The organism is Bradyrhizobium sp. B025, from assembly GCF_042257955.1.
GTDB classification, from domain to species: domain Bacteria; phylum Pseudomonadota; class Alphaproteobacteria; order Rhizobiales; family Xanthobacteraceae; genus Bradyrhizobium; species Bradyrhizobium diazoefficiens.
This window is the reverse complement of record NZ_CP170150.1, coordinates 2,466,257-2,487,522: the sequence shown is the minus strand read 5'-3', so window position 1 is coordinate 2,487,522 and position 21,266 is coordinate 2,466,257. Positions and strand designations below refer to the sequence as shown.

The 21,266-nt window shown below is 65.1% G+C and carries 20 protein-coding genes; 8 read left to right on the top strand and 12 right to left on the bottom strand.

The annotated features are described in order from the left end of the window. Positions 1-166 precede the first annotated feature (166 nt). Genes otnK through ltnD form a run of 3 tightly spaced genes read right to left on the bottom strand, consistent with a single transcriptional unit; the run spans position 167 to position 3,154 of the window. Positions 167-1,441: a 3-oxo-tetronate kinase gene (gene otnK / locus ACE10W_RS11495; protein ID WP_304551622.1), complete on the bottom strand. Its 1,275-nt coding sequence runs from the start codon at positions 1,439-1,441 to the stop codon at positions 167-169. Beyond that, positions 1,438-2,220 (bottom strand): 2-oxo-tetronate isomerase, encoded by a 783-nt coding sequence (gene otnI, locus ACE10W_RS11490; RefSeq protein ID WP_028172388.1) that lies wholly within the window; start codon positions 2,218-2,220, stop codon positions 1,438-1,440. Before otnI ends, otnK begins: the two co-directional genes overlap by 4 nt. A gap of 16 nt (positions 2,221-2,236) precedes the next feature. Next, complete coding sequence (gene ltnD, locus ACE10W_RS11485) at positions 2,237-3,154, bottom strand: L-threonate dehydrogenase (RefSeq protein WP_011085712.1); 918 nt, start codon at positions 3,152-3,154, stop codon at positions 2,237-2,239. A 104-nt stretch (positions 3,155-3,258) separates the two neighbouring features. On the opposite strand from ltnD, the gene ACE10W_RS11480 reads away from it, so the two are divergent. After that, positions 3,259-3,939: an aldolase gene (locus ACE10W_RS11480; protein ID WP_304551621.1), complete on the top strand. Its 681-nt coding sequence runs from the start codon at positions 3,259-3,261 to the stop codon at positions 3,937-3,939. A gap of 161 nt (positions 3,940-4,100) precedes the next feature. Here ACE10W_RS11480 and ACE10W_RS11475 read toward each other — a convergent pair whose 3' ends face one another. The 6 genes from ACE10W_RS11475 to ACE10W_RS11450 all read right to left on the bottom strand — a co-directional run bounded on the left by ACE10W_RS11475 (position 4,101) and on the right by ACE10W_RS11450 (position 9,681). After that, entirely contained in the window at positions 4,101-4,805 is a 705-nt protein-coding gene (locus ACE10W_RS11475) for an ABC transporter ATP-binding protein (protein WP_161535852.1), read from the bottom strand. After that, complete coding sequence (locus tag ACE10W_RS11470) at positions 4,789-5,520, bottom strand: ABC transporter ATP-binding protein (RefSeq protein ID WP_011085709.1); 732 nt, start codon at positions 5,518-5,520, stop codon at positions 4,789-4,791. Before ACE10W_RS11470 ends, ACE10W_RS11475 begins: the two co-directional genes overlap by 17 nt. Then, a complete protein-coding gene (locus ACE10W_RS11465) occupies positions 5,517-6,500 on the bottom strand; it encodes a branched-chain amino acid ABC transporter permease (RefSeq protein ID WP_038965773.1) in 984 nt (327 codons plus the stop codon). The genes ACE10W_RS11470 and ACE10W_RS11465 overlap by 4 nt, the downstream gene beginning before the upstream one ends. After that, entirely contained in the window at positions 6,500-7,333 is an 834-nt protein-coding gene (locus ACE10W_RS11460) for a branched-chain amino acid ABC transporter permease (RefSeq protein WP_231166725.1), read from the bottom strand. The genes ACE10W_RS11465 and ACE10W_RS11460 overlap by 1 nt, the downstream gene beginning before the upstream one ends. Before the next feature lie 198 nt (positions 7,334-7,531). After that, a complete protein-coding gene (locus ACE10W_RS11455; protein WP_028172394.1) occupies positions 7,532-8,776 on the bottom strand; it encodes an ABC transporter substrate-binding protein in 1,245 nt (414 codons plus the stop codon). Positions 8,777-8,865: 89 nt separating this feature from the next. Continuing rightward, positions 8,866-9,681 carry a putative hydro-lyase gene (locus tag ACE10W_RS11450; protein ID WP_304551620.1) on the bottom strand — a complete coding sequence of 272 codons (816 nt, stop codon included), beginning with the start codon at positions 9,679-9,681 and terminating at the stop codon, positions 8,866-8,868. Positions 9,682-9,800: 119 nt separating this feature from the next. Between ACE10W_RS11450 and ACE10W_RS11445 the strand changes: the two genes are divergently transcribed. The 4 genes from ACE10W_RS11445 (at position 9,801) to ACE10W_RS11430 (ending at position 14,098) form a co-directional block, all read left to right on the top strand. Next, complete coding sequence (locus ACE10W_RS11445; protein WP_011085704.1) at positions 9,801-10,718, top strand: LysR family transcriptional regulator; 918 nt, start codon at positions 9,801-9,803, stop codon at positions 10,716-10,718. Positions 10,719-10,837: 119 nt separating this feature from the next. Further along, a complete protein-coding gene (locus ACE10W_RS11440) occupies positions 10,838-12,088 on the top strand; it encodes a Zn-dependent hydrolase (protein WP_304551619.1) in 1,251 nt (416 codons plus the stop codon). A 12-nt stretch (positions 12,089-12,100) separates the two neighbouring features. Continuing rightward, a complete protein-coding gene (locus ACE10W_RS11435; protein ID WP_304551618.1) occupies positions 12,101-13,012 on the top strand; it encodes an NAD(P)-dependent oxidoreductase in 912 nt (303 codons plus the stop codon). 12 nt (positions 13,013-13,024) lie between these two features. After that, positions 13,025-14,098, top strand: coding sequence for a malate/lactate/ureidoglycolate dehydrogenase (locus ACE10W_RS11430; protein ID WP_304551617.1), 1,074 nt, complete (start codon positions 13,025-13,027; stop codon positions 14,096-14,098). Positions 14,099-14,271: 173 nt separating this feature from the next. On the opposite strand, the gene ACE10W_RS11425 is transcribed toward ACE10W_RS11430, so the two are convergent. Further along, a complete protein-coding gene (locus ACE10W_RS11425) occupies positions 14,272-15,345 on the bottom strand; it encodes a tartrate dehydrogenase (protein WP_011085700.1) in 1,074 nt (357 codons plus the stop codon). A 155-nt stretch (positions 15,346-15,500) separates the two neighbouring features. Here ACE10W_RS11425 and ACE10W_RS11420 point away from each other — a divergent pair, with 155 nt between their 5' ends. Together ACE10W_RS11420 and ACE10W_RS11415 are read left to right on the top strand one after the other, a co-directional pair. Next, positions 15,501-16,277: an SDR family oxidoreductase gene (locus ACE10W_RS11420; RefSeq protein WP_304551616.1), complete on the top strand. Its 777-nt coding sequence runs from the start codon at positions 15,501-15,503 to the stop codon at positions 16,275-16,277. A gap of 126 nt (positions 16,278-16,403) precedes the next feature. After that, the gene (locus ACE10W_RS11415; RefSeq protein WP_304551615.1) at positions 16,404-17,822 is read left to right on the top strand and encodes an amidase; all 1,419 of its coding nucleotides are present in this window, start codon (positions 16,404-16,406) and stop codon (positions 17,820-17,822) included. A gap of 186 nt (positions 17,823-18,008) precedes the next feature. On the opposite strand, the gene ACE10W_RS11410 is transcribed toward ACE10W_RS11415, so the two are convergent. Together ACE10W_RS11410 and ACE10W_RS11405 are read right to left on the bottom strand one after the other, a co-directional pair. After that, complete coding sequence (locus ACE10W_RS11410; RefSeq protein WP_011085697.1) at positions 18,009-19,115, bottom strand: amino acid ABC transporter permease; 1,107 nt, start codon at positions 19,113-19,115, stop codon at positions 18,009-18,011. 2 nt (positions 19,116-19,117) lie between these two features. Beyond that, positions 19,118-20,305, bottom strand: a complete 1,188-nt coding sequence (locus ACE10W_RS11405) for an amino acid ABC transporter permease (protein ID WP_304551614.1) — start codon at positions 20,303-20,305, stop codon at positions 19,118-19,120. An 87-nt stretch (positions 20,306-20,392) separates the two neighbouring features. Here ACE10W_RS11405 and ACE10W_RS11400 point away from each other — a divergent pair, with 87 nt between their 5' ends. Next, positions 20,393-21,265: a MurR/RpiR family transcriptional regulator gene (locus tag ACE10W_RS11400; RefSeq protein WP_060911083.1), complete on the top strand. Its 873-nt coding sequence runs from the start codon at positions 20,393-20,395 to the stop codon at positions 21,263-21,265. The last annotated feature ends 1 nt before the right edge of the window (position 21,266 follow it).

Sequence of the window (21,266 nt, the reverse complement as noted above, 5' to 3'; positions counted from 1 at the left end):
AGGTCTCTTTATGCTGGCGCGGGCGCGCGTCCGGGAGGTCTAAAGAATCAACCAAAGGGAGCGACGCCGACATCAGACAACAGAGCGACTGAGCAGATGTTAACTACGACTCCGTGCGAGTACGGAGCCTGAAAGAAATGAACAGGCAGCTAAGAACGCTCTGCGCTCAGCGCATGAGCCTAAGCGCATCGGAGAAGAACTCCGGGCCACCGAAATTTCCGGACTTCAGAGCGAGCAGCATGTCGCCCCCGGCGCCGACCGCGCGCAGCACCGGAACACCCGCAGCGATCTCCACCCCCACGAGAAATCCGGGAATCCTCAACCGGTCGACCACGGCGCCGGACGTCTCGCCGCCGGCAACGACCAATCGCCGCACGCCTGATTTCACAAGGTTTTCGGCGATGTCGGCCATGGCCTGCTCGATCGCATGTCCGGCTGCGTCACGGCCGTGACGTGCCTGAAGCGCGGCGACCTGATCCGGTGTCGAGCTCGATGCGATCAGCACCGGCCCCTCCGCCAGCCGCGGCCTTGCCCAGTCCAGCGCACGCTGCGCTTCGTCCGCCCCCGTAAGAATACGGTCCGGATCGAGATGAAACACCGGCATGACCTGTTCGGCGCTGGCGATCTGCTTGAGCGTGGCCTGCGAGCAGCTGCCGGCAAGACACGCCGCCGGCCCGCCAACGGCAGCTCCGGATTCGCCGCCTGCCGCATTCGACCTGACCTTGCCGGTCGACACCAGCGCGCGCGCCAGTCCAAGGCCGATGCCGGAGGCGCCGACCGACAGCCGATGTTCGGCGGCTACGAGGCCGATGGTTTCGAGATCGCGATCGAAGACGGCGTCGATGATCGCAGCGCCAATGCCCTTGCCCGCGAGTTCGGCCAGCCGTGCCCGCACGGCGTCTGCGCCGCGCGTGACGGTGGCGAGATCGACGAGGCCGATTTGTGTCCGGCTCTGGCGCGCCAGCACGCGCACCAGACTGGAATCGTGCATCGGGTTGAGCGGGTGGTCCTTGAGCGGGCTCTCGTTCAGCGGCACGGCGCCGACAAACAGGTTGCCCTGGTAGACGGTGCGGCCGGTCTCGGGGAAGGCCGGCGTCACCAGAACGATGCCCTCGCCGCAATCGTCGCGCAACGCGTCCATCACCGGGCCGATATTGCCGGCGTCGGTGGAATCGAAGGTCGAGCAGATCTTGAACAGCACATGGCTCGCCCCGCGGCCCCGCAGCCACGTCTCCGCCGCGCGCGAGCGCGATACAGCAAGGCTCGCTTCGATCGAGCGGCTCTTCAAGGACACCACAACAGCGTCGACCTCGGGCAGCGCCAGATCATCGGCAGGAATGCCGATGGTCTGCACGGTGCGCAGGCCCGCACGCGTCAGCGTGTTGGCAAGATCGGAGGCGCCGGTATAGTCGTCGGCGATGCAACCCAGTGCAAGAGTCACGGCTTCACTCCCGCATAGGGCTTGAACCAGGCAAGGCCGTCGGTGGTCTTGCCGCGCGGATTGTATTCGCAGCCGACGAAGCCGGCATAGCCGAGCCGGTCGAGCTCTTCGAACAGGAAGGGATAGTTCAGCTCCTCGCCGTCGGGCTCGTTGCGCGAGGGAATGCTGGCGATCTGGATGTGGCCGATGATCGGCATCATCTCGCGCAAGCGCATGGTGACGTCGCCATGGATGATCTGGCAGTGATAGATGTCGAACTGGAGCTTGAGGTTCGGAAGCCGCAACTCCTGGATCAGGTCGCGCGCGAAACCGAAATCGTTGAGGAAGTAGCCGGGCACGTTGCGGGCATTGATCGGCTCCAGCACGATGTCGATGCCGTGCGGCGCGAAGAACTCCGCCGCCCACGCCACCGACTTGTAGAACGCCTCGATCGCGACGCGCTCGCCGCGGTTGGCAAGGCCGGCCATCAGGTGCAGGCGCTTGACGCCGGTGGCCTTGGCGTAAGGCAGCGCGGTCTCGAGGCTCGCCTTGAGATCGGCGAAGCGCGCCGGGAGCGCAGCAAAACCCTTCTCGCCCGCATTCCAGTCGCCGGGCGGCAGGTTGAACAGCGCCTGGGTCAGACCGTTGCGCTTGAGCCGCTCGCCGACCGCCTCGGCCGGATGCTCATAAGGAAAGAGAAACTCGACGGCCGTGAAGCCGGCCTGGGCGGCGGCCTCGAAGCGATCGAGGAACGGCACCTCGGTGAACATCATCGAGAGATTGGCGGCGAAACGGGGCATTGGAATCCTCTTATCCTTACTTGTCGCCGGGAAGCTTCACGCCGGTGACCTGCGCATACATGCGCGCGACCGAGGCGTCGTCGTCGCGGCCCATGCCGGCGGCAGCCGTCATCAGAAACATCTGGAGTGCGGCGGCCGAGACCGGCACCGGGAATCTGGCGCTGCGCGCCATGTCCTGGATGATGCCGAGGTCCTTGACGAAGATCTCGACCGCGCTGCGCGGCGTATAGTCGCCGTCGAGCACGTGCGGCATGCGGTTCTCGAACATCCAGGAATTGCCGGCGGAGGCCGTGATCACCTCATAGACCTTGCGGATGTCGAGGCCCTGCTTGGCTGCGAACGCCATCGCTTCGCTGGCGGCGGCGATGTGCACGCCGGCCAGCAACTGGTTGATCATCTTGAAGGCGGCGCCTTGCCCTGCGGCATCACCAAGCTCGTAGAGCTTTGCGGCCATGGCGTCGAGCGCCGGCCGCGCCTTTGCAAAGGCGGCGGGGCTGCCCGAGGCGAGGATCGTCAGTTCGCCTTGCGCGGCGCGCTGCGCCCCACCGGAGATCGGCGCATCCAGATAATGCCGACCGGTCGCCTCGAGCTGTTTGGCCAGGCGCCGCGCCACGTCGGGATCCATGGTGGCCGATGACAGGAAGACGCTGTCCTTGGGCATGGTTTCGGCGACGCCATCCTTGCCGAACAGGATCGTCTCGGTCTGCGCGGCGTTGACGACGACGCTGACGACGACGTCGGCGCCCCTGGCGGCTTCGGCCGGCGTCTTGGCGCCCGCGCCGCCGTCCTTCACGAAGCGCGCCACCGCATCAGCCGAGACGTCGCAGCCGGTGACGGCGTGACCGGCGCGCTTCAGCGAGGTCGCCATGCCAAACCCCATCGAGCCAAGCCCGACGACGGCGATACGCTGATTCTGTGACGTGGAGGCGGACATGCAACTGACCCTTGCGAACGTTTCCCGAATAGCCGCCCTTTGCGGCAGCTTGGCAACCGAATAACACGGCTTGGCCGCGCTGCCAAAGCGTGAGACAAGCAGGCATGACGGCCATGAGCAACGAGACAAGGCTGCGTGAGGATATCTGCCGCTTCGGACGGTCCCTGTTCGAGCGCGGGCTGACGCCGGGCTCCTCTGGCAATATCAGCATCAGGCTGGAGGGCGGCGGCTGGCTGGTGACGCCGACCAACGCCTCGCTCGGCTTCCTCGACCCAGCGCGGCTGTCGCGGCTGGATAGTCAAGGCCGGCCGATCTCGGGCGATGCACCGACCAAGGAAGTTCCACTGCACACCGCGCTCTACGACACCCGCGGCAGCGCACGCGCGATCGTACACCTGCATTCGACGCATTCCGTCGCACTGTCGATGCTGCCCGAGATCGACCCGCGCGCCGCGCTGCCGCCGATGACGGCCTATTATCTGATGAAATGCGGCGCGACCGCGCTCGTGCCCTACTACCGCCCCGGCGATCCCGCAGTGGCGGATGCGATCAAGGGGCTGGCGGGGAAATATTCGTCCGTGCTGCTCGCCAATCACGGCCCGGTGGTCGCCGGCGACACGCTGGAGGCCGCGGTGTTCGCGACCGAGGAGCTGGAGGAGACGGCGAAGCTGTATCTGCTGCTGCGCGGGTTGAACCCGCGATATTTGTCACCGGAGCAGGTGAAGGATCTGGTGAAGGTGTTCGGGGTGACGTTGCCGGAGCATGGGCACGGGCACGGACATTAACCGCATACTCCGCCGTCATCCTGAGGTGCGAGCCGGTGCGATGCAATGCATCGCAAGGTGAAGCCTCGAAGGATGGGCTACAGGCGCTTGCGGCCCATCCTTCGAGGCGCGCAAAGAGCGCGCCCCTCAGGATGACGGTTGAGATTGTGGTGGCAGTCTAGCTACAGCCCAAGATACGCCTTGCGCACGTCGGGATTGCCCCTGATCTCGGCTGCCGGCCCCTGCATCAGCACGCGGCCGGTTTGCAGGATGTAGGCGCGGTCGGCGATCTCCAGGCACTCGGCCATGCGCTGCTCGACGATCAGCACGGTCATGCCGGCGTCGCGGATGCGCAATACTGCCTGGAAGATCTCGTCCACCAGCTTCGGCATGATGCCCTGCGAGGGCTCGTCCAGCATCAGCAGCCGCGGGCGCGTCATCAGCGCGCGGCCGATGGCGAGCATCTGCTGCTCGCCGCCGGAGAGCGTTTCGGCGCGCTGCTCCAAACGTTCCTGAAGACGTGGGAACAGGTTGAAGACTAGGTCGAGCGGTCCCTCGCGGTTCGCCTCGCCGCGGTAGAGATAGCTGCCGAGGCGAAGATTGTCGCGCACCGACAGGCGCGGGAACAGGCGGCGGTTCTCCGGCACATAGGCGATGCCGGTGGCCGTGATGTGGTGCTGCGCCATGCCGTCGAGGCGCTTGCCGTCGAACGTTACGGTGCCCGAACGCGGGCGTTCGGCGCCGGCGATGGACTTCAGCAGCGTCGACTTGCCCGCGCCGTTGGCGCCGGCGACGCAGACGATCTCGCCCTTCTCGACCTCGATCGAGACTGCGGAGATCGCGACCAGCCCCTGATAGGCGGTCGTGACTTCATGCACTGACAGCATGACGATCTCCCAGATATGCGCTGATCACCTTGGGATCGCGAACGACGTCGGCAGGCTTGCCCTCGACCAGCACCTTGCCGAGGTCGAGCACGATGGCGCGGTCGACCAGCGGCATCACGATCTCCATGACGTGCTCGACCATCAGCACGGTGATGCCGGCATCGCGCACCTTGCGCACCAGCGCGACACCGGTCTGCGCCTCGGTCGGCGTGAGGCCGGTGAGGACTTCGTCGAGCAGCAGCAGCTTTGGTTCGGTCGCGAGCGCACGGGCGACTTCGAGGCGGCGCTTCTCGGCCGGCACGAGATCGCTCGCAAGCACGTCGGCGCGCGCGGCGAGGCCGGTGAATTCGAGCACCTCATGCGCCTTGCGCCGCGCCTCGCGCATGACCGTGTTGCGCACGAGCGCACCGACGATGACGTTGTCGATGACGGTCATGGTCTCGAAGCTCTTGACCACCTGAAAGGTACGCCCGACGCCGCGCTGGCAGCGTTCGGCCGCCGGCATGTGGGTGACGTCCTCGCCGTCGAACCAGATCGAGCCCTGGGTCGGCGGCAAGACGCCGGCGATGAGATTGAACAATGTCGACTTGCCGGCACCGTTCGGGCCGATCAGGCCGACGATCTCGCCGCGGCCGACCGAGATCGACACGTCGCTGTTGGCGACGAGGCCGCCGAACCGCTGCCAGACGCCGCGGGTTTCAAGGAGCGCGGTCATCGCGTGGCTCCCTTTGCTTTTGAACGGGAGAACAGGCTCACCAGACCGCGCGGCAGGGCCAGCGAGATCGCAACGATCAGTGCGCCATAGACGATAAGGTCAACACCACGGCCGGAGCCGCCGATATAGGAGCGTGTCAGCTCCGTCATCGGGATCAGGATGGCAGCGCCGAGCACCGGCCCCCACAGGGTGCCGATGCCGCCGAGCACGGCCGGCAGCGCCATCAGCAGCGAGAACTGGAAGCCCATCACGCTCTCAGGATCGATATAGGCGAGGAACTGCGCATAGAAGGCGCCGCCGATGGCGACGAGGAAGGCGGAGACGGCCGCCGCGCCCATCTTGGAATTGAACACGACGACGCCGAGGCTCTCGGCCGCTTCCGGATTGTCCTTCACGGCGCGCCACCAGAAGCCCCATTTGGAATCTTCGAGCCACCAGGTGACGAACCAGGCAAGGCTGCACAGCACCAGCGCGAAATAGAAGTACGGCAGCTTGCTGCGCATGAACTGGAATTTCAGCCAGCTGTCGCCGCGCACCGGAATGGTAATTCCCATCGCAGCGCCCGCCCATTCCCAGTTCTGGAACAGGAGCAGCCCGATCTCGGCGATGACGATGGTCGCGATCACGAAGTAATGGCCGCGCAGGCGGAAGAAGGGATAGCCAAGCCCCATTGCGATGACGGCCGCGATCACGCCGCCGGCGAGCATGCCGAACCAGGGCAATACGCCGAACTTGGTGAACAGCAGCTCGGTGGTGTAGGCGCCGATGCCGAAATAGAGCGCGTGCCCGAGCGAGATCTGTCCGCAATAGCCGGACAGGATGTTCCAGCTCTGCGACAGCGCCGCGTACATCAGGGTCAGGATCAGGATGTTCTGGACGTAGACATCCTTGATGAACAGCGGTGCAAGGGCCGCGAGCGCGGCCAGCACCGCGGCGATGATCAGGTCGCGGCGGCGCCGCGTAGCAAAATTCTGGTCCATCACATCGATCCGAACAGGCCGCGCGGCCGGATGAAGACGACGAGCAGATAGACCGCGTAGATGCCGACCGATTTCAGCGAAGGCGGCAGCACCAGGGCGGTGGTCGCCTCGACGAGCCCGACGATGATGCCGCCGGCGAACGCGCCGAACACACTGCCGAAACCACCGAGCGCAACCGTGACATAGGCGATCAGCGCGAAGGAGGCGCCGACGTCCGGATAGATGTAGAAGAACACCGCCATGATCGCGCCGGCGAGACCGACCAGTGCGGCGCCCAGGCCCCAGCCCAGCGCGAACACGCGGTTCTTGTCGATGCCGACGAGTGCGACTGCACCGGGATCTTCGCGGGTGGCTTCGAGCGCGCGGCCGAAGTCAGTGCGGTTGATGAAGAAATAGAGGCCGGCGAAAGCCGCGATCGAGACCAGCGCGCCGATCAACTGCGGCTCCGGCAGGAAGATGCCGCCGATCGAGATCGTCTTGCCGCCGAGCCAGGACTGCGGAATGCTGCGATAGTCCGGCGTGAAGAAGAACTGCGCGAGCCCGCGCATCACGATGGCAAGGCCGAAGGTCGAGAAGATCTGCACCATGCCGGCGTTTGCCTTGGCGCGCATCGCGAAGCGTACAATCAAGAGGTAGACGACCGCCCCGAACACGAACAGGGCCGCGGCGACCAGCGGCGCCGACAGCAGGGGGTCGATGGCGAAGAACGCGAACAGGAAGAAGCTCACATACATCGCGATCATCAGGAACTCGCCATGGGCGAAGTTCACGACGTCCATCAGGCCGAAGATCAGCGCGAGGCCGACGGCGATCAGTCCGTAGAGCAGGCCCATGAGCAGGCCGCTCGCGAGACTCTGGATAATGGCTTGAGCTGTCAAAAGTCGTCCCCCACAATACGCCCTCATCCTGAGGAACGCGCCGCGGCGCGCGTCTCGAAGGATGGGCCCACCCTCGTCCTTCGAGACGCGAGCTACGCCCGCTCCTCAGGATGAGGGCGGGAGCCAAGTCTGAGCTCCCGCTCTCCGAAACGCTTACTTCATCGGCCAGATCGCTTCGGCGATCGCGGCCTGCGGCGGGAAGATGGTGACGAACTTGCCGCCGACATATTGCAGCAGCACCGGGTCGGCGTCGTTGTTCTGGCCCATCTCGTCGAACTTGACGCGCTTCCAGGGCATGATGGTCTGCTCGCCCGGGATGTCGGTGGCGGCCAGCGCATCGCGGATTTTCTCGCCGTCGGTCGACTTGGCGCGGCTGATGGCGTCAGCAAGGATGATCAGGCCCATGAACTGGCGCGAGGTGAGGTCGTTGAAATCCTTGCCCGACCGCGCCTTGAACATCTCGTTGATCTTGCCGACCATCGGGCGCTTCTGCGCGAGGTCGAGCGAGAAGGTGCCGCGCGAGATCACGCCTTCGAGCTTGTCGCCGACGGCGTCGTAGAGCGCCTTCTCGGAGAAGCCTGCGTCCTGCGCCACGATCGCGTTGGGCTTGTAGCCGAGCTCGGCCATGGTCTTGACCAGCAGGATGCCGTCGGTGGTGTAGCTCGAGGGCATCAGCACGTCGGCATTGGCGGTCTTGAGCTGCTGCACTTCGGCCGAGAGCGACGGCGAATTGGCGCGGTACTTGATGTCGGTGACGATCTTGTAGGCGCGCTCGCCGGCGATCTTGGCCTGGGCGTTGCCCGAGTCGGTGCCGAAGATGGTGTCCTCGTGGAACAGCGACAGCGTCTCGATCTTGGTGCCCTTCTTCTTCATCGCGTCGAAGAAGTCGAACATCGCGGCCGAGTACATCTCGTCATGCGGCGCGGCACGGAAGTAATATTTGAGACCGCGGCGATGCAGGCTCGGCGAGGAGTTGTCGGCGGAGACGAACGGGATCTGGTAACGCTCGCAGATCTGGCTGACGGTGACGGCGACCGCGCTCTGATAGGTGCCGATGATGGCGGAGACCTTCTCCTGCGTGATCAGGCGCTCGGCCTCGGCGCGGCCCTTCTGCGGATCGGCCTGGTGGTCGGCGAACACGAGACGGACTTTTGCGCCGCCGAGGCCCGGCAGGCCTTCGCCCTTCGCCAGCGGCAGGTCGAAATCGGTGTCCTTGTTGATGACCTCGAGCGCGGTCTCATAGGCCTTCTGCGCATCGACGCCCTGCTGCGCGCTGCCGCCGGAGAACGGATAGATGACGCCGATCACGACTTCCGAGGTCTGGGCGCGTGCGGCGAGCGGCACCAGCGCTGCTGTGGCGGTGGCACCCAGCAACACGTCGCGGCGAGAGATCGTCATGGCAAAGTCCTCTGTTACGGAATTTCGGCTGATCGAATGAAGCGATTGATGGATGCGGTAAAGCCCGAAGAAGCAGCAAACGCTGCCCACTATATCACGGCCATGGTCCTGTTCTTGAGATCCGTCACCAGCATCAGGCCGGGCGAATGCGTGATCGCGAACGGCAGCCTGGCGGCGTTGATCACCGATTGCGGCGTCACGCCGCAGGCCCAGAACACCGGAATCTCGTCGTCGGCAACCGGCACGGGATCGCCATAGTCGGGCTTGGCGATGTCCTTGATGCCGATCAGATGCGGATGGCCGAGATGCACGGGCGCGCCGTGCACGGCGGGATAGCGCGAGGTGATCTGCACGGCGCGGATCGCATCGGCCGGCTTGAACGGACGCATCGACACCACCATGGGACCGGCGAACGGACCGGCCTCGCCGCAGGCGATGTTGGTTCGGTACATCGGCACGCGCACGTTCTGCTCGATGTGGCGGATCGGCATACCCTCGTCGAGCAGCGCCTCCTCGAACGAGAACGAACAGCCGAGCACGAAGGTCACCAGATCGTCGCGCCAGTAGCCCCTCACGTCGGTCGGCTCGTCGACGACTTCGCCGTCGCGCCAGACACGGTAACGGGGAACGTCGGTGCGGATGTCGAGATCGGCGCCGAGTGCGGGGATATGCGGACTGCCGACGTCGGAAATGCCGATGATCGGGCAGGGTTTCGGATTGAGCTGGCAGAAGCGGTGAAAGGCGCTGGCGTATTCCGCCGGCAGGATCGCCAGATTGCCCTGGACGAAGCCGGGGGCGACCCCGGCGGTGGATCCCACCTCGCCGCCGCGATAGGCGAGCCGCGCCCGGCGGCTCGGGAGGGTGTCGGGTGTTTCAGTTTGCTGCGCTGCCACCAAAACAGTCATCTGATCGACCTGCCTATAAACTCGACAAAGACAGCCAACACCAAGCGTGCTATAAAGTCTAATCGTCCTTTCTAATCGATCTCGATAAATATGATTTATCGATAGGGAAAATCCTTCCAATGCTGGACTTCAGATCGATCGAGACGTTCCTCTGGGTTGTGAAGCTCGGCAGCTTCCGCGGCGCCGCGGCCCGCCTCAACACGACCCAGCCCGCGATCTCCCAGCGCATCGCCCAGCTCGAGCGCGAGATGGGCGTGAAGCTGCTCAACCGCGACCATCGCGTGGCCTCGCCCACGCCGAGCGGCCGGCAGATGATGGTCTATGCGGAGAAGCTGATCGGTCTCCGCGCTCAGATGATGGCGGAGATCGGCGACCGCTCAGCGATGCGCGGCGTGATGCGGCTCGGCGTCGCCGAGACCATCGTGCACACCTGGCTGCCGCGCCTCGTGAAAAGCGTGAACCAGATCTATCCGAACCTGTCGCTCGAGATCGAGGTCGACATCACCCCGAACCTCACGGCACGCCTGCTCGCGCAGGAGATCGAGCTTGCTTTCGTGGTCGGGCCGCTGTCCGCCTCCGGCGTGCACAATCGCGTGCTCGCCGACTACCCGATCGGCTTTCTCGCAAGCCCCTCGCTCGGGCTCGGCAAGGGTCCGGTGACGCCGGCGGAGCTCGCACGGTTTCCGATCATCACCTTCCCGCGCAAGACCAAGCCTTACGAGGTCGTGCGCGAGGTGTTCGACCGGCCGGAATTGCCGCCGATCCGCCTGCATGCCTCTGCGTCGCTCGCGACCGTTATCCACATGGCGGTCGAGGGCCTCGGGATCGCCGTGATCCCCGACGCCATCGTCGAGAACGAGCTCGCCGACGGGCGGCTGCAACTGCTCGACACCGATCTCGAAATCACACCGCTGACGTTCACGGCGAGCTGGCTCGCCTCGCCCGACGTCGTGGCGGTGGAGCGTGTCGCCGAGCTTGCATGTCAGATTGCGCAGAGCAGCCTCGCGGTTGACGCGCCCGCGCTGGCGCGTCATTGAAACGGATGCCGGACAACCTTCAACGTCATTCCGGGATGGTGCGCAAGCACCAGACCCGGAATCTCGAGATTCCGGGTTCGCTCGTCGGGCCCCGGAATGACAACTGAGAGACTGACCGCATGAGCCGAGCCGCCACCAACCTGCAAATCGATTCCGCCCGCCTCTGGGGCTCCATCCACGAGACCGCGCAATTCGGCGGGACGGCCAAGGGCGGCGTGCGGCGGCTGACGCTGAGCGCCGAGGACAAGCAGGTGCGCGACTGGTTCCGCAAGGCCTGCGAGGATGCCGGTCTCGAGGTTCATGTCGATGCGCTCGGCTCACAGTTCGGCCTGCGCAAGGGACGCGACATGTCGAAGCCGCCCGTCGGCATCGGCTCGCATCTCGACACCCAGCCGACCGGCGGCAAATATGACGGCATCCTGGGAACGCTCGGCGCGCTGGAAGTGATCCGCACCCTGAACGACGCCGGCATCGAGACCGAGGCGCCCATCTGTGTGGTCAACTGGACCAACGAGGAAGGCTCGCGCTTCGCGCCCGCGATGATGGCGTCCGCGGCTTACGTCGGCGATTTCACCACCGACGACATCCTGTCGCGCAAGGACGCCGAGGGCATCACCGTCGGCCAGGCGCTCGACGGCATCGGCTATCGCGGCGACAAGCCGGTCGGCTTCCAGAAGCTCGGCTGCTTCGTCGAGTTGCACATCGAGCAGGGCCCGATTTTGGAGGCCGAGGGCAAGACCATCGGCGTCGTCGATTCCGGCCAGGGCGTGCTCTGGTATGACGGCAAGATTTCCGGCTTCGAGAGCCATGCGGGATCGACCCCGATGCCGCTGCGGCGCGATGCGCTGGCCACGCTCTCCGAAATCGTGCTGGCGATGGAGGCGATTGCAAAGAAGCATGGGCCGAACGCGGTCGGCACCATCGGCGAGGCCGTGATCGCAAACCCCTCGCGCAACGTCATTCCCGGCGAGATCGCCTTCACCATGGATTGCCGCAGTGCCGATGGCGCGATCATGGACGCGCTCGATCGCGATCTGCGCGCCGCGATTGCCGAGATCGCCGTGCGCCGCAAGGTCGATGTCAAGATCGACCTGGTCTGGCGCAAGCCGCCGACGCATTTCGATCCCAAGCTGATCGCAGCGGTCGAGAACGCGGCGAAGACGCTCGGCTATTCCTCTCGCCGCATCACCTCCGGCGCCGGCCACGATGCCTGCAACCTCAACACCGTCATGCCGGCGGCGATGGTGTTCGTGCCCTGCAAGGACGGCATCAGCCACAACGAGCTTGAGGATGCCACGCAGCCCGACTGCGCCGCAGGCACCAACGTGCTGATGCACACCGTGCTGGCGATCGCCGGCGTCGCGGCCTGACCGGAGAGAGCCATGCGCGGAGTTTTCGTCGACGCCAACGAAGCCCTCGCCGTGATCATGGAGCGGCTGGAGAAACCAGGCGATCCCAAGGTGCGGATCAACAGGGATCCGGACATCAAGCCCGAGCAATACCCGGAAATCCTCGACGGCGCCGAGATCGCGATCGTCGACCACACCGCGCTGCCGACGGACGTCGCGAAGAGATGCATGGGGCTGAAGCACGTCGTGTTCCTCGGCACCGGCGCGCGCAGCTACATGAATCCGGAAGAGCTCGCCGAGCTCGGCATCTCCGTGCACCTGATCAAGGGCTATGGCGACACCGCCGTGGCTGAATCTGCGATCGCGCTGATGTGGGCCTCGGCCCGCGTCATCGCGATGATGGACCGCGAGATGCGCGTCGGCAACTGGCTGCGCGAAGACGGCATGCAGCTCACCGGCAAGACGCTCGGCCTTATCGGCTTCGGCGGCATCGCAGCAGAGGTCGCGCGCATTGCGTCCGGCAGCGGCATGAAGGTGATCGCCTGGAATCGCTCGCCGAAGAGCTCCCCGGGCGTCACGTTCACCGATCTCGACACGGTGCTGGCGACCAGCGACGTGGTGTCGCTGCACCTGCTGCTCAACGAAGAAACGCGCGGCATGATCACGCGCGAGAAGATCTTTGCGATGAAGCCCGGCGTCATCCTCATCAACACCGCGCGCGCCGCAGTCGTCGACGAGGTCGCCATGATCGACGCGCTGAAGTCGGGCCACATCCGTCACGCCGGCCTCGACGTCTTCAACGTCGAGCCCCTGCCCGGCGATCATCCGCTGACAAAACTGCCGAACGTGACACTGTCGGCGCATTCGGCGTTCCGCACGCCGGAGGCCAGCGAGAACCTGATTGAAGCGGCCTGGATTCACTGCCGCCGGATCGTGAAGGGATAAGAGCAACAACAAATGGCTGACTATCGCACCATCAAGGCCGAAGTGCTCACCAGCGTCGTCCGCGCCATCGTCAAGGCCGGCGGCTCCTCGGACCGCGAGGCCGAGCTCGTATCCACCAACCTCGTCGAGGCCAATCTTAGGGGACATGACTCGCACGGCGTCGGCATGATCCCGCGCTATGTCCAGAGCGTCACCAACGGCGGCCTCGCCGTGAACCAGCACGTCAAGATCGTGCTCGACACTGGCCCGCTCCTCACCCTCGACGGCCTCACCGGCTACGGCCAGGTGATCGGCCACGAAGCGATGGAGCTGGCAGCCGAGCGTGCCAAGAGCAACGGCGTATGTCTCGTCGGTCTTTCCAATGCGCACCACATTGGCCGCATCGGCCACTGGGCCGAGCAGTGCATCGACCACGGGCTTGTATCGATCCACTTCGTCAACGTGATCTCGCGCCCGATCGTGGCGCCCTGGGGCGGCAGCGATGCCCGCCACGGCACCAACCCGTTCTGCGTCGGCATCCCGCGCAGGGGCAAAGAGCCGATCGTGCTCGACTTCGCCACCAGCAGGATCGCGCAGGGAAAGACCCGCGTCGCCCACAACAAGGGCGTCGAACTGGAGCCCGGCACCATCATCGACAATGAAGGCAAGCCCACGGTCAATCCGCGCTACACCGTGATCCCGCCGTACGGCGCTATTCTGCCGTTCGGCGAGCACAAGGGTTCGGGGCTCGCGCTCGTGTGCGAAATCCTCGGCGGCGCGCTCTCCGGCGGACAGGTGGTCAAGGGCCCGTCCGACGGCAAGTACAACGTCCTCAACGGCATGCTCTCGATCATCATCGACCCGGGCAAGCTCGGCACCGGCGAAAACCTCGCACGCGAAGTCGAAAGCTTCGTCGCCTGGCACACCGGCTCACCGCCTGGCCCCGGCGTCGACAAGGTCAAGATCGCCGGCGAGCCCGAGCGCGAGACCAAGAAGAAGCGCCTCGCAGAAGGCATTCCGGTCGATCCGACCACCTGGCAGGAGATTCTCGCGGCCGGGCAGAAGTTCGGGCTGGATCAGGCCGCGATCGAGAAGATCGCGGGGTAGGAAACCGCAACTGCTGTCGTCCCGGATCAGCGCAGCGAAGCGCAGATCCGGGGCCTATAACCACAGAAGGTGGTTTGGCGAAGACTCGTAGTCACCAACGTCGCGCCGCAACTACTCCCTGGGGTAATGGGTCCCGGCTTTCGCCGGGACGACGCCTCGGTTAGCAGCTCTGCTTAATCCACCATATCCGCGACCGCCTTGCCGCAGGCCGTCGTGTCGGCATTGCCGCCGAGATCCCTGGTGCGCAGCGTGCGCTCGGCGAGCGTGCGCTCGATCGCTTCCACGATCGATCGGCCGGCTTCCTTCTCGCCGAGATGCTCGAACATCATCGCACCGGACCAGATTGCGCCGATCGGGTTGGCGATGCCCTGGCCCGCGATGTCGGGCGCCGAGCCGTGCACCGGCTCGAACACCGAGGGGAAATCGCCCTCGGGATTGATGTTGCCTGATGGCGCGATGCCGATGGTACCGGTGCAGGCCGGGCCGAGATCGGACAAGATGTCACCGAACAGATTCGAGCCGACCACGACGTCGAACCAGTCAGGATGCAGCACGAAGTTCGCGGTGAGGATGTCGATGTGGTACTTGTCCCACTTCACGCCCGGGAACTTCTTCGCCATCGCCTCCACGCGCTCGTCCCAATAGGGCATGGTGATGGAGATGCCGTTCGACTTGGTCGCCGAGGTCAGGTGCTTCTTCGGCCGCGATTGCGCGAGCTCGAAGGCGAACTTCAGGATGCGGTCGACGCCGGTGCGTGTCATCACCGTCTGCTGGGTGACGAATTCACGGTCGGTGTCCGGGAACATGCGGCCGCCGACGGAGGAATATTCACCCTCGGTGTTCTCACGAACCACCCAGAAATCGATGTCGCCGGGCTTGCGGTTGGCGAGCGGCGACGGCACGCCGGGCATCAGCCGTACCGGCCGCAGGTTCACGTACTGGTCGAACTCGCGGCGGAATTTGATCAGCGAGCCCCACAGCGAAACATGATCCGGAATCTTGGCCGGCCAGCCGACCGCGCCGAAATAGATCGCGTCGTGCTTGCCGATCTTCTCCTTCCAGTCGTCCGGCATCATCTGGCCGTGCTTCTCGTAATAGTCCCATGACGAGAAGTCGAAATGGTCGAAATGCAGGGACACGCCGTGTTTCTTGGCGGCCGCCTCCAGAACGCGCAGGCCCTCCGGCATTACTTCCTTGCCGATGCCGTCGCCGGGGATGACCGCGATCCGGTATTGTTTTTTGCTCATCGAGAACGTCCTTGGTTGGTCCGGCAGCCGCCGTCTTTTGATCGCCCTGCAATGAACCAAAGTCGCGGGCAGTGCAACGCTGCACTGCAATGTTGACCGTGGCACGGCCGACCGCCTACTGATTTCATCGTATTCCTATCTTGCGAGTAACCCCCATGGATCTGCATCTGCGTGGCAAGCGTGTCCTGATCACGGGCGCGTCCAAGGGCATCGGCGCCGCCGCCGCCGAGGCGTTCGCCGAGGAAGGCGCGCATCTCCTGCTCGCCGCGCGCAGCGGCGATCAGCTCAAGGCGCTGGCGGACCGCTTGCGGTCTGCTCACCGGATCGACGCCGCGACGAGCATCGTCGACCTGCGCAAGACCGAAGACATCGCACGGCTGGCCACAGAAGCCGCCGACATCGACATCCTCGTGAACAATGCCGGCGACATCCCCGGCGGCTCGATCGACAAGATCGACGAGGCGACCTGGCGCCACGCCTGGGAATTGAAAGTGTTCGGCTACATCAACCTCACGCGGCAGATCTACGCGCAGATGAAGGCGAAGGGCGGCGGGGTCATCGTCAACGACATCGGTGCGGCCGGCGAAAAGTTCGACGCGAACTACATCTGCGGCAGCGCCGGGAATGCCGCGCTGATGGCGTTCACCCGCGCGCTCGGCGGCAAGAGCCTCGCCGACAACATCCGCGTGGTCGGCATCAATCCCGGCCCTGTCGGCACCGACCGCCACGTCACGCTGCTCAAGACGCGGGCCATGCACCAGTTCGGCGACGAGAGCCGCTACAAGGAATTCCAGAAGAGCCTGCCGCTCGGCCGCCCCGCGCATGCGCGCGAGATCGGCGACCTCATGGCGTTCCTGGCGTCGGATCGCGCCGGCTATACGTCCGGGGTCATCTATACGGTGGATGGCGGCATCAGTGCCGGGTGGGGTTAGTTTCTCCAAGGTTATTTAGCCACCGTCGTTCCGGGGCGATGCAAAGCATCGAACCCGGAACCTCGAGATTCCGGGTTCGCCCTTCGGGCGCCCCGGAATGACAATCAAGAGATAGGAGTAAAAGAGTTGTCTCAAGACCTGATCCGCGAAACCGCCCGCACCGTCGTCAACAAGTTGCGTTCCGGCGACGTCTCGCCGCTCGAACTGCTGGATGTGCTGGAGAAGCGCATCGCCGAGGTCGACGGCAAGGTCAACGCGCTGCCGACGCTGTGCTTCGATCGCGCCCGGGCCAATGCGAAGGCCCTGATGCAGAAACCGGCCGGTGCGCGCGGGCTGCTCGCAGGCCTGCCGGTGCCGATCAAGGACCTGACCGACGTTGCCGGCGTGCTGAACACGCAGGGTTCGCCGATCTTCAAGGACAATATCCCTGCGAAGTCCGACCTCATGGTCGAGAACCTCGAAACCAACGGCGCAGTCGTCTACGCCAAGTCCAACACGCCGGAATTCGGCGCCGGCGCCAACACCTTCAACGAGGTGTTCGGCGCAACCCTCAATCCCTGGGATACGTCCAAGTCCGCCGCCGGCTCCTCAGGCGGCGCGGCGGTGGCGCTTGCGACCGGCATGGCCTGGCTCGCCCAGGGCTCCGACATGGGTGGCAGCCTGCGCAGCCCGGCGGCTTTCTGCGGCGTCGTCGGAATGCGGCCGAGCATTGGCCGCGTCGCCCATACCCCCAAATCGGCGATCGATCGCAATCTCGGCGTGGTGGGCCCGATGGCACGCAACGTCGAGGATCTCGCCCTGCTGCTGGATGCCATGAGCGGCGACTATGCGGACGATCCGCTGTCGCTACCTGCGCCTACGACGTCGTTCCTGTCGACGACACAGGCGGGCAAGAAGCCGAAGCGCATTGCCTATTCACCCGATCTCGGTATCACGCCCGTCGATCCTGAGGTGAAAGCCATCACACGCAAGGCTGCCGAACGCTTTGCCGAGGCCGGCGCCATCGTCGAGGAGGCCCATCCCGACTGGCGCGAGGCGCATGAATGCTTCCACGTGCTGCGCGCGTTCGATTTCGCCATCACCAAGGCCAATCTGCTGCGCACCAAGCGCGACCTGCTCAAGCCCGAGGTGATCTGGAACATCGAGGAAGGCCTCAAGCTCACCGTCGAGCAGCTCGCGCGCGCCGAGGCGCAACGCGTCGGCATGACTGCACGCGCGGTGGAGTTCTTCAAGACCTACAATCTCCTGCTGGTGCCGACGACGATCGTGCCGCCCTTTCCGATCGAAGACCGCTATGTCGCCGAATGCGCGGGCAAGAGGTTCGACAACTACGTCGAGTGGCTCGGCATCGTCTACGCCATCACGCTAGCGTGCTGCCCGTCGCTGTCGCTGCCCTGCGGCTTCACGGCGTCAGGCCTGCCGGTCGGCGTCCAGGTGGTGGGAGCCCCCCGCGCTGATGCACAAGTGCTCGCGGGAGCGAAGGTTCTGGAGGATATTCTGGGCCTGCGCGGCACGACGCCGATTGATCCGAAGGTGAAGAAGTAGCACGATCTACAACACGTACTCGGTAGTTCCCCTCTCCCCTCGTGGGAGAGGGTGGCTCGCCGCAAAGCGGCGAGACGGGAGGGTATCTCTCCGCGAGCGACTCCCTCACCGTCCGAACTCGAGGATAGAACCCCTCATCCGGCGCTTCGCGCCACCTTCTCCCACAAGGGGAGAAGGAAGATCACCTCACCGTCCGCTTGCCGCCTCCAGGCCGCGGCTATAGCGCGACATCGCAAAGCAGAACACAAAATAGATCGCGGCGACGAAGATGTAGACTTCGACCGAGAACTGCTGCCAGGCCGGATCGATGATCGCCGTCTTGGCCGTCGTCAGCAGGTCGAAGATGCCGATGATGAGGACGAGGCTGGTGTCCTTGAAGAAGGCAATGAAGGTGTTGACCAGCGGCGGGATGACGTGGCGGATCGCCTGCGGCAGGACGATCAGCCGGTGCTTGCGCCAATAGGACAGCCCCAGCGCCTCGGCGGCCTCGTATTGTCCGCGCGGCACGGCCTGAAGGCCGCCGCGAATGACTTCGGCAAGGTAAGCGCCCGCAAACAGGATGATCGCGATCTGCGCACGCAGCAGCTTGTCGATGTTGAAGCCGCTGGGCATGAACAGCGGAAACATCACGCTCGCCATGAACAGCAGGCTGACCAACGGCACGCCGCGGATCAGCTCGACATAGAGCACGCTGAGCGAGCGGATCGCCGGCAGCTTTGAGCGCCGGCCGAGCGCGACGAGGATACCGAGCGGGAAGCCGAAGGCGAGACCGAAGGTCGCCAGGATCAGCGTCACCGGCAGTCCGCCCCAGCGGTCCTGCGACACGAAGGACAGGCCGAACACGCCTCCCCACATCAGCACGCTGATCAGCGCCAGCACACCGATCCAGAGATAGACCAGCTCGCGCCGCCAGAAAGCACGGCGGCTGGAGAGATAGAACAGCGCGATGAACAGCACCACCGACAGCGCCGGCCGCCATTGCTCGTCGAACGGATAGGTGCCGAACAGGATGAACCGATATTTCTCGGGGATGATCGCCCAGCAGGCGCCGAAGCCGCGGACGGCACGGCACGCGCTGGAATCGTTCGCGGGCGTCAGCCACACTGCATTCGCGATGCCCCACTGCACGAAGCTGAAGATGCCCTTGGCGAGGATCGCCAGCAGCACGACCGACAGAATGCCGTTGGGGATCGACGAGAACAAATTGGTGCGCAGCCAGCGCAGCACCGGATTTCCCATCTGCGGGCGGCGCGCGGCGCGCGGTGCATCCGGACTATCGGTGATCGCCGTCATGCTCAGCGCTCCACCAGCGCGATACGCGCGTTGTACCAGTTCATGAAGAAGCTGATGCCGAGGCTGATGGTCAAGAACACCGCCATGATCAGCGCGATCGCCTCGATCGCCTGCCCGGTCTGGTTCAGCGTGGTGTTGGCGACCGAGACCACGTCCTGGTAGCCGATCGCGACCGCGAGCGAGGAGTTCTTGGTCAGGTTGAGGTATTGGCTCGTCATCGGCGGCACGATGACGCGGAGCGCCTGCGGCAGGATGATCTGCCGCAGCATGAAGCTGCGGCGCAGGCCGAGCGCGTTGGCGGCATCCCACTGCCCGCGCGGCACCGACTGGATGCCGCTGCGCACGATCTCGGCGATGAAGGCCGAGGTGTAGGTGACGAGCGCGATCAGGAGCGCAAAATATTCCGGAGCCAGCGTCAGCCCGCCGACGAAGTTGAAACCGCGCAGCTCGGGCCATTCGATCGCCCAGGGCACGCCGAGCAGCACCGACACTGCGGCCGGCAGTACGACGATGAGGCCGAGCGCGAACGGCCATGCTGGCCGCGGCTTGCCGTCCCGCATCTGCTGCGCGATCTGCCATCGTCTGAAGACATAGAACACGGCACAGCCCAGCGCGGCGGTGCCGAGCACCCAGAGTTGCGGCGCCCCGATCGGGATCGCCGGCAGGATCAGGCCGCGATTGGAGAGGAACACTCCCTCGAGCGGCCGGAACGCCGCGCGCGCGGCCGGCAGCCCCTGCATCAGCACGTACCAGAACAGGAGCTGAAGCAGCAGCGGGATGTCGCGGAGCGTCTCGACATAGACGGCGGCGAGCCGCGACAGCAGCCAGTTGGCCGACAGCCGCGAGATCCCGATCAGCGTGCCCAGGATGGTCGCAAGCACGATGCCGATCACCGCAACGCGCAGAGTGTTGGCGATCCCGACGACGAAGGCCCAGAGGTAGGTGTCGCGCGGACTATAGGCGAGCAGGCTGTCGGCGATCGGCATGCCCGCTTCGCGGCCGAGAAAGGCAAAGCCCGTGGTGATCCGGCGAGCGGAGAGATTGGTGACGGTGTTGGACCAGAGGAAGGCGATCACGCCGACCGCGATCCCGACCACCAGGACCTGCCAGAACAGGCCTTTCAGCTCCCGTTGTCCGAAGGCGCCGAACAAGCGGCGGCGCGGCGGCGGTCTCGGACCATCTGATGTCACAGCGCAAAAATCCTTCTCAAAAGCAACGATTTCCGGCGGCGCACGTCAACTGTTGCACCAAAAGCCAATTCATGCAACAAATGTTTCATGGCCGAGCCCGCGAAATCCTCGCCGCTGAGCGAACTGCGCATTGCATTGCCATCGCTCCCGATGCGCTTGCAGGAGGTCGGACGCTTCGTCGCCGCCAATGATTACGACGCCACCACCCGCTCGATGCGCGATCTCGCGGCCGTTGCCGGCGCCGATCCCGCCGCGTTCACGCGGCTTGCAAAAGCCATCGGCTATTCCGGCTGGGACGCGTTGCGCGCGGCGCTGACCGAGGCGCGGCGGCCATCGCAGACCTCGCCCTTCTCCGGCCGTGCCAAGAGCCGGCGTCATGGTCCGCACGCCGACGTCGCGCTCGTTACCGACAAGCTCGAGGCCGAGGCCGCCGGCCTTCCGCGCATTCCGGCGCAGCCGATTGCAGAGGCGGCCGGCGCGCTGCACGACGCCAAGCGGATCTGGATCGCGGGCTATCGCAGCTGCCGCAGCGTCGCGGAACTTCTGAACTACGAACTGCGGCTATTTCGCCCCGAACAGGTGCAACTCGTCGGCGCGTCCGGTCCTGACGATCTGGATCTTGGCGCCTTCCGCCCCGGCGAAGCCGTCATCGTCATCGGCTTCCTGCCCTATACGCACGCGAGCGTCCGGGTCGCGCAGGCCGCCTATCGTGCCGGCGCGACGCTGATTGCGATCGCCGATAGCGTATCAGCACCGATGGCCGAGGGCGCCGACCATGTGCTGCTGTTCGAGGCGGCCTCCTCTCCCGGCTTTTTCCCGAGCCTCACCGGCGCGATCGCGATTGCACAGTCGCTTGCCGCGGTGACGTTCTCGCTCGGCGGCATCGCCGCGAAGAAGCGTCTGGAGAATACCGAGGCGCGGCTTGCCGCAGCTACCACCTACGTCTCGGAGAAAGGTTGAT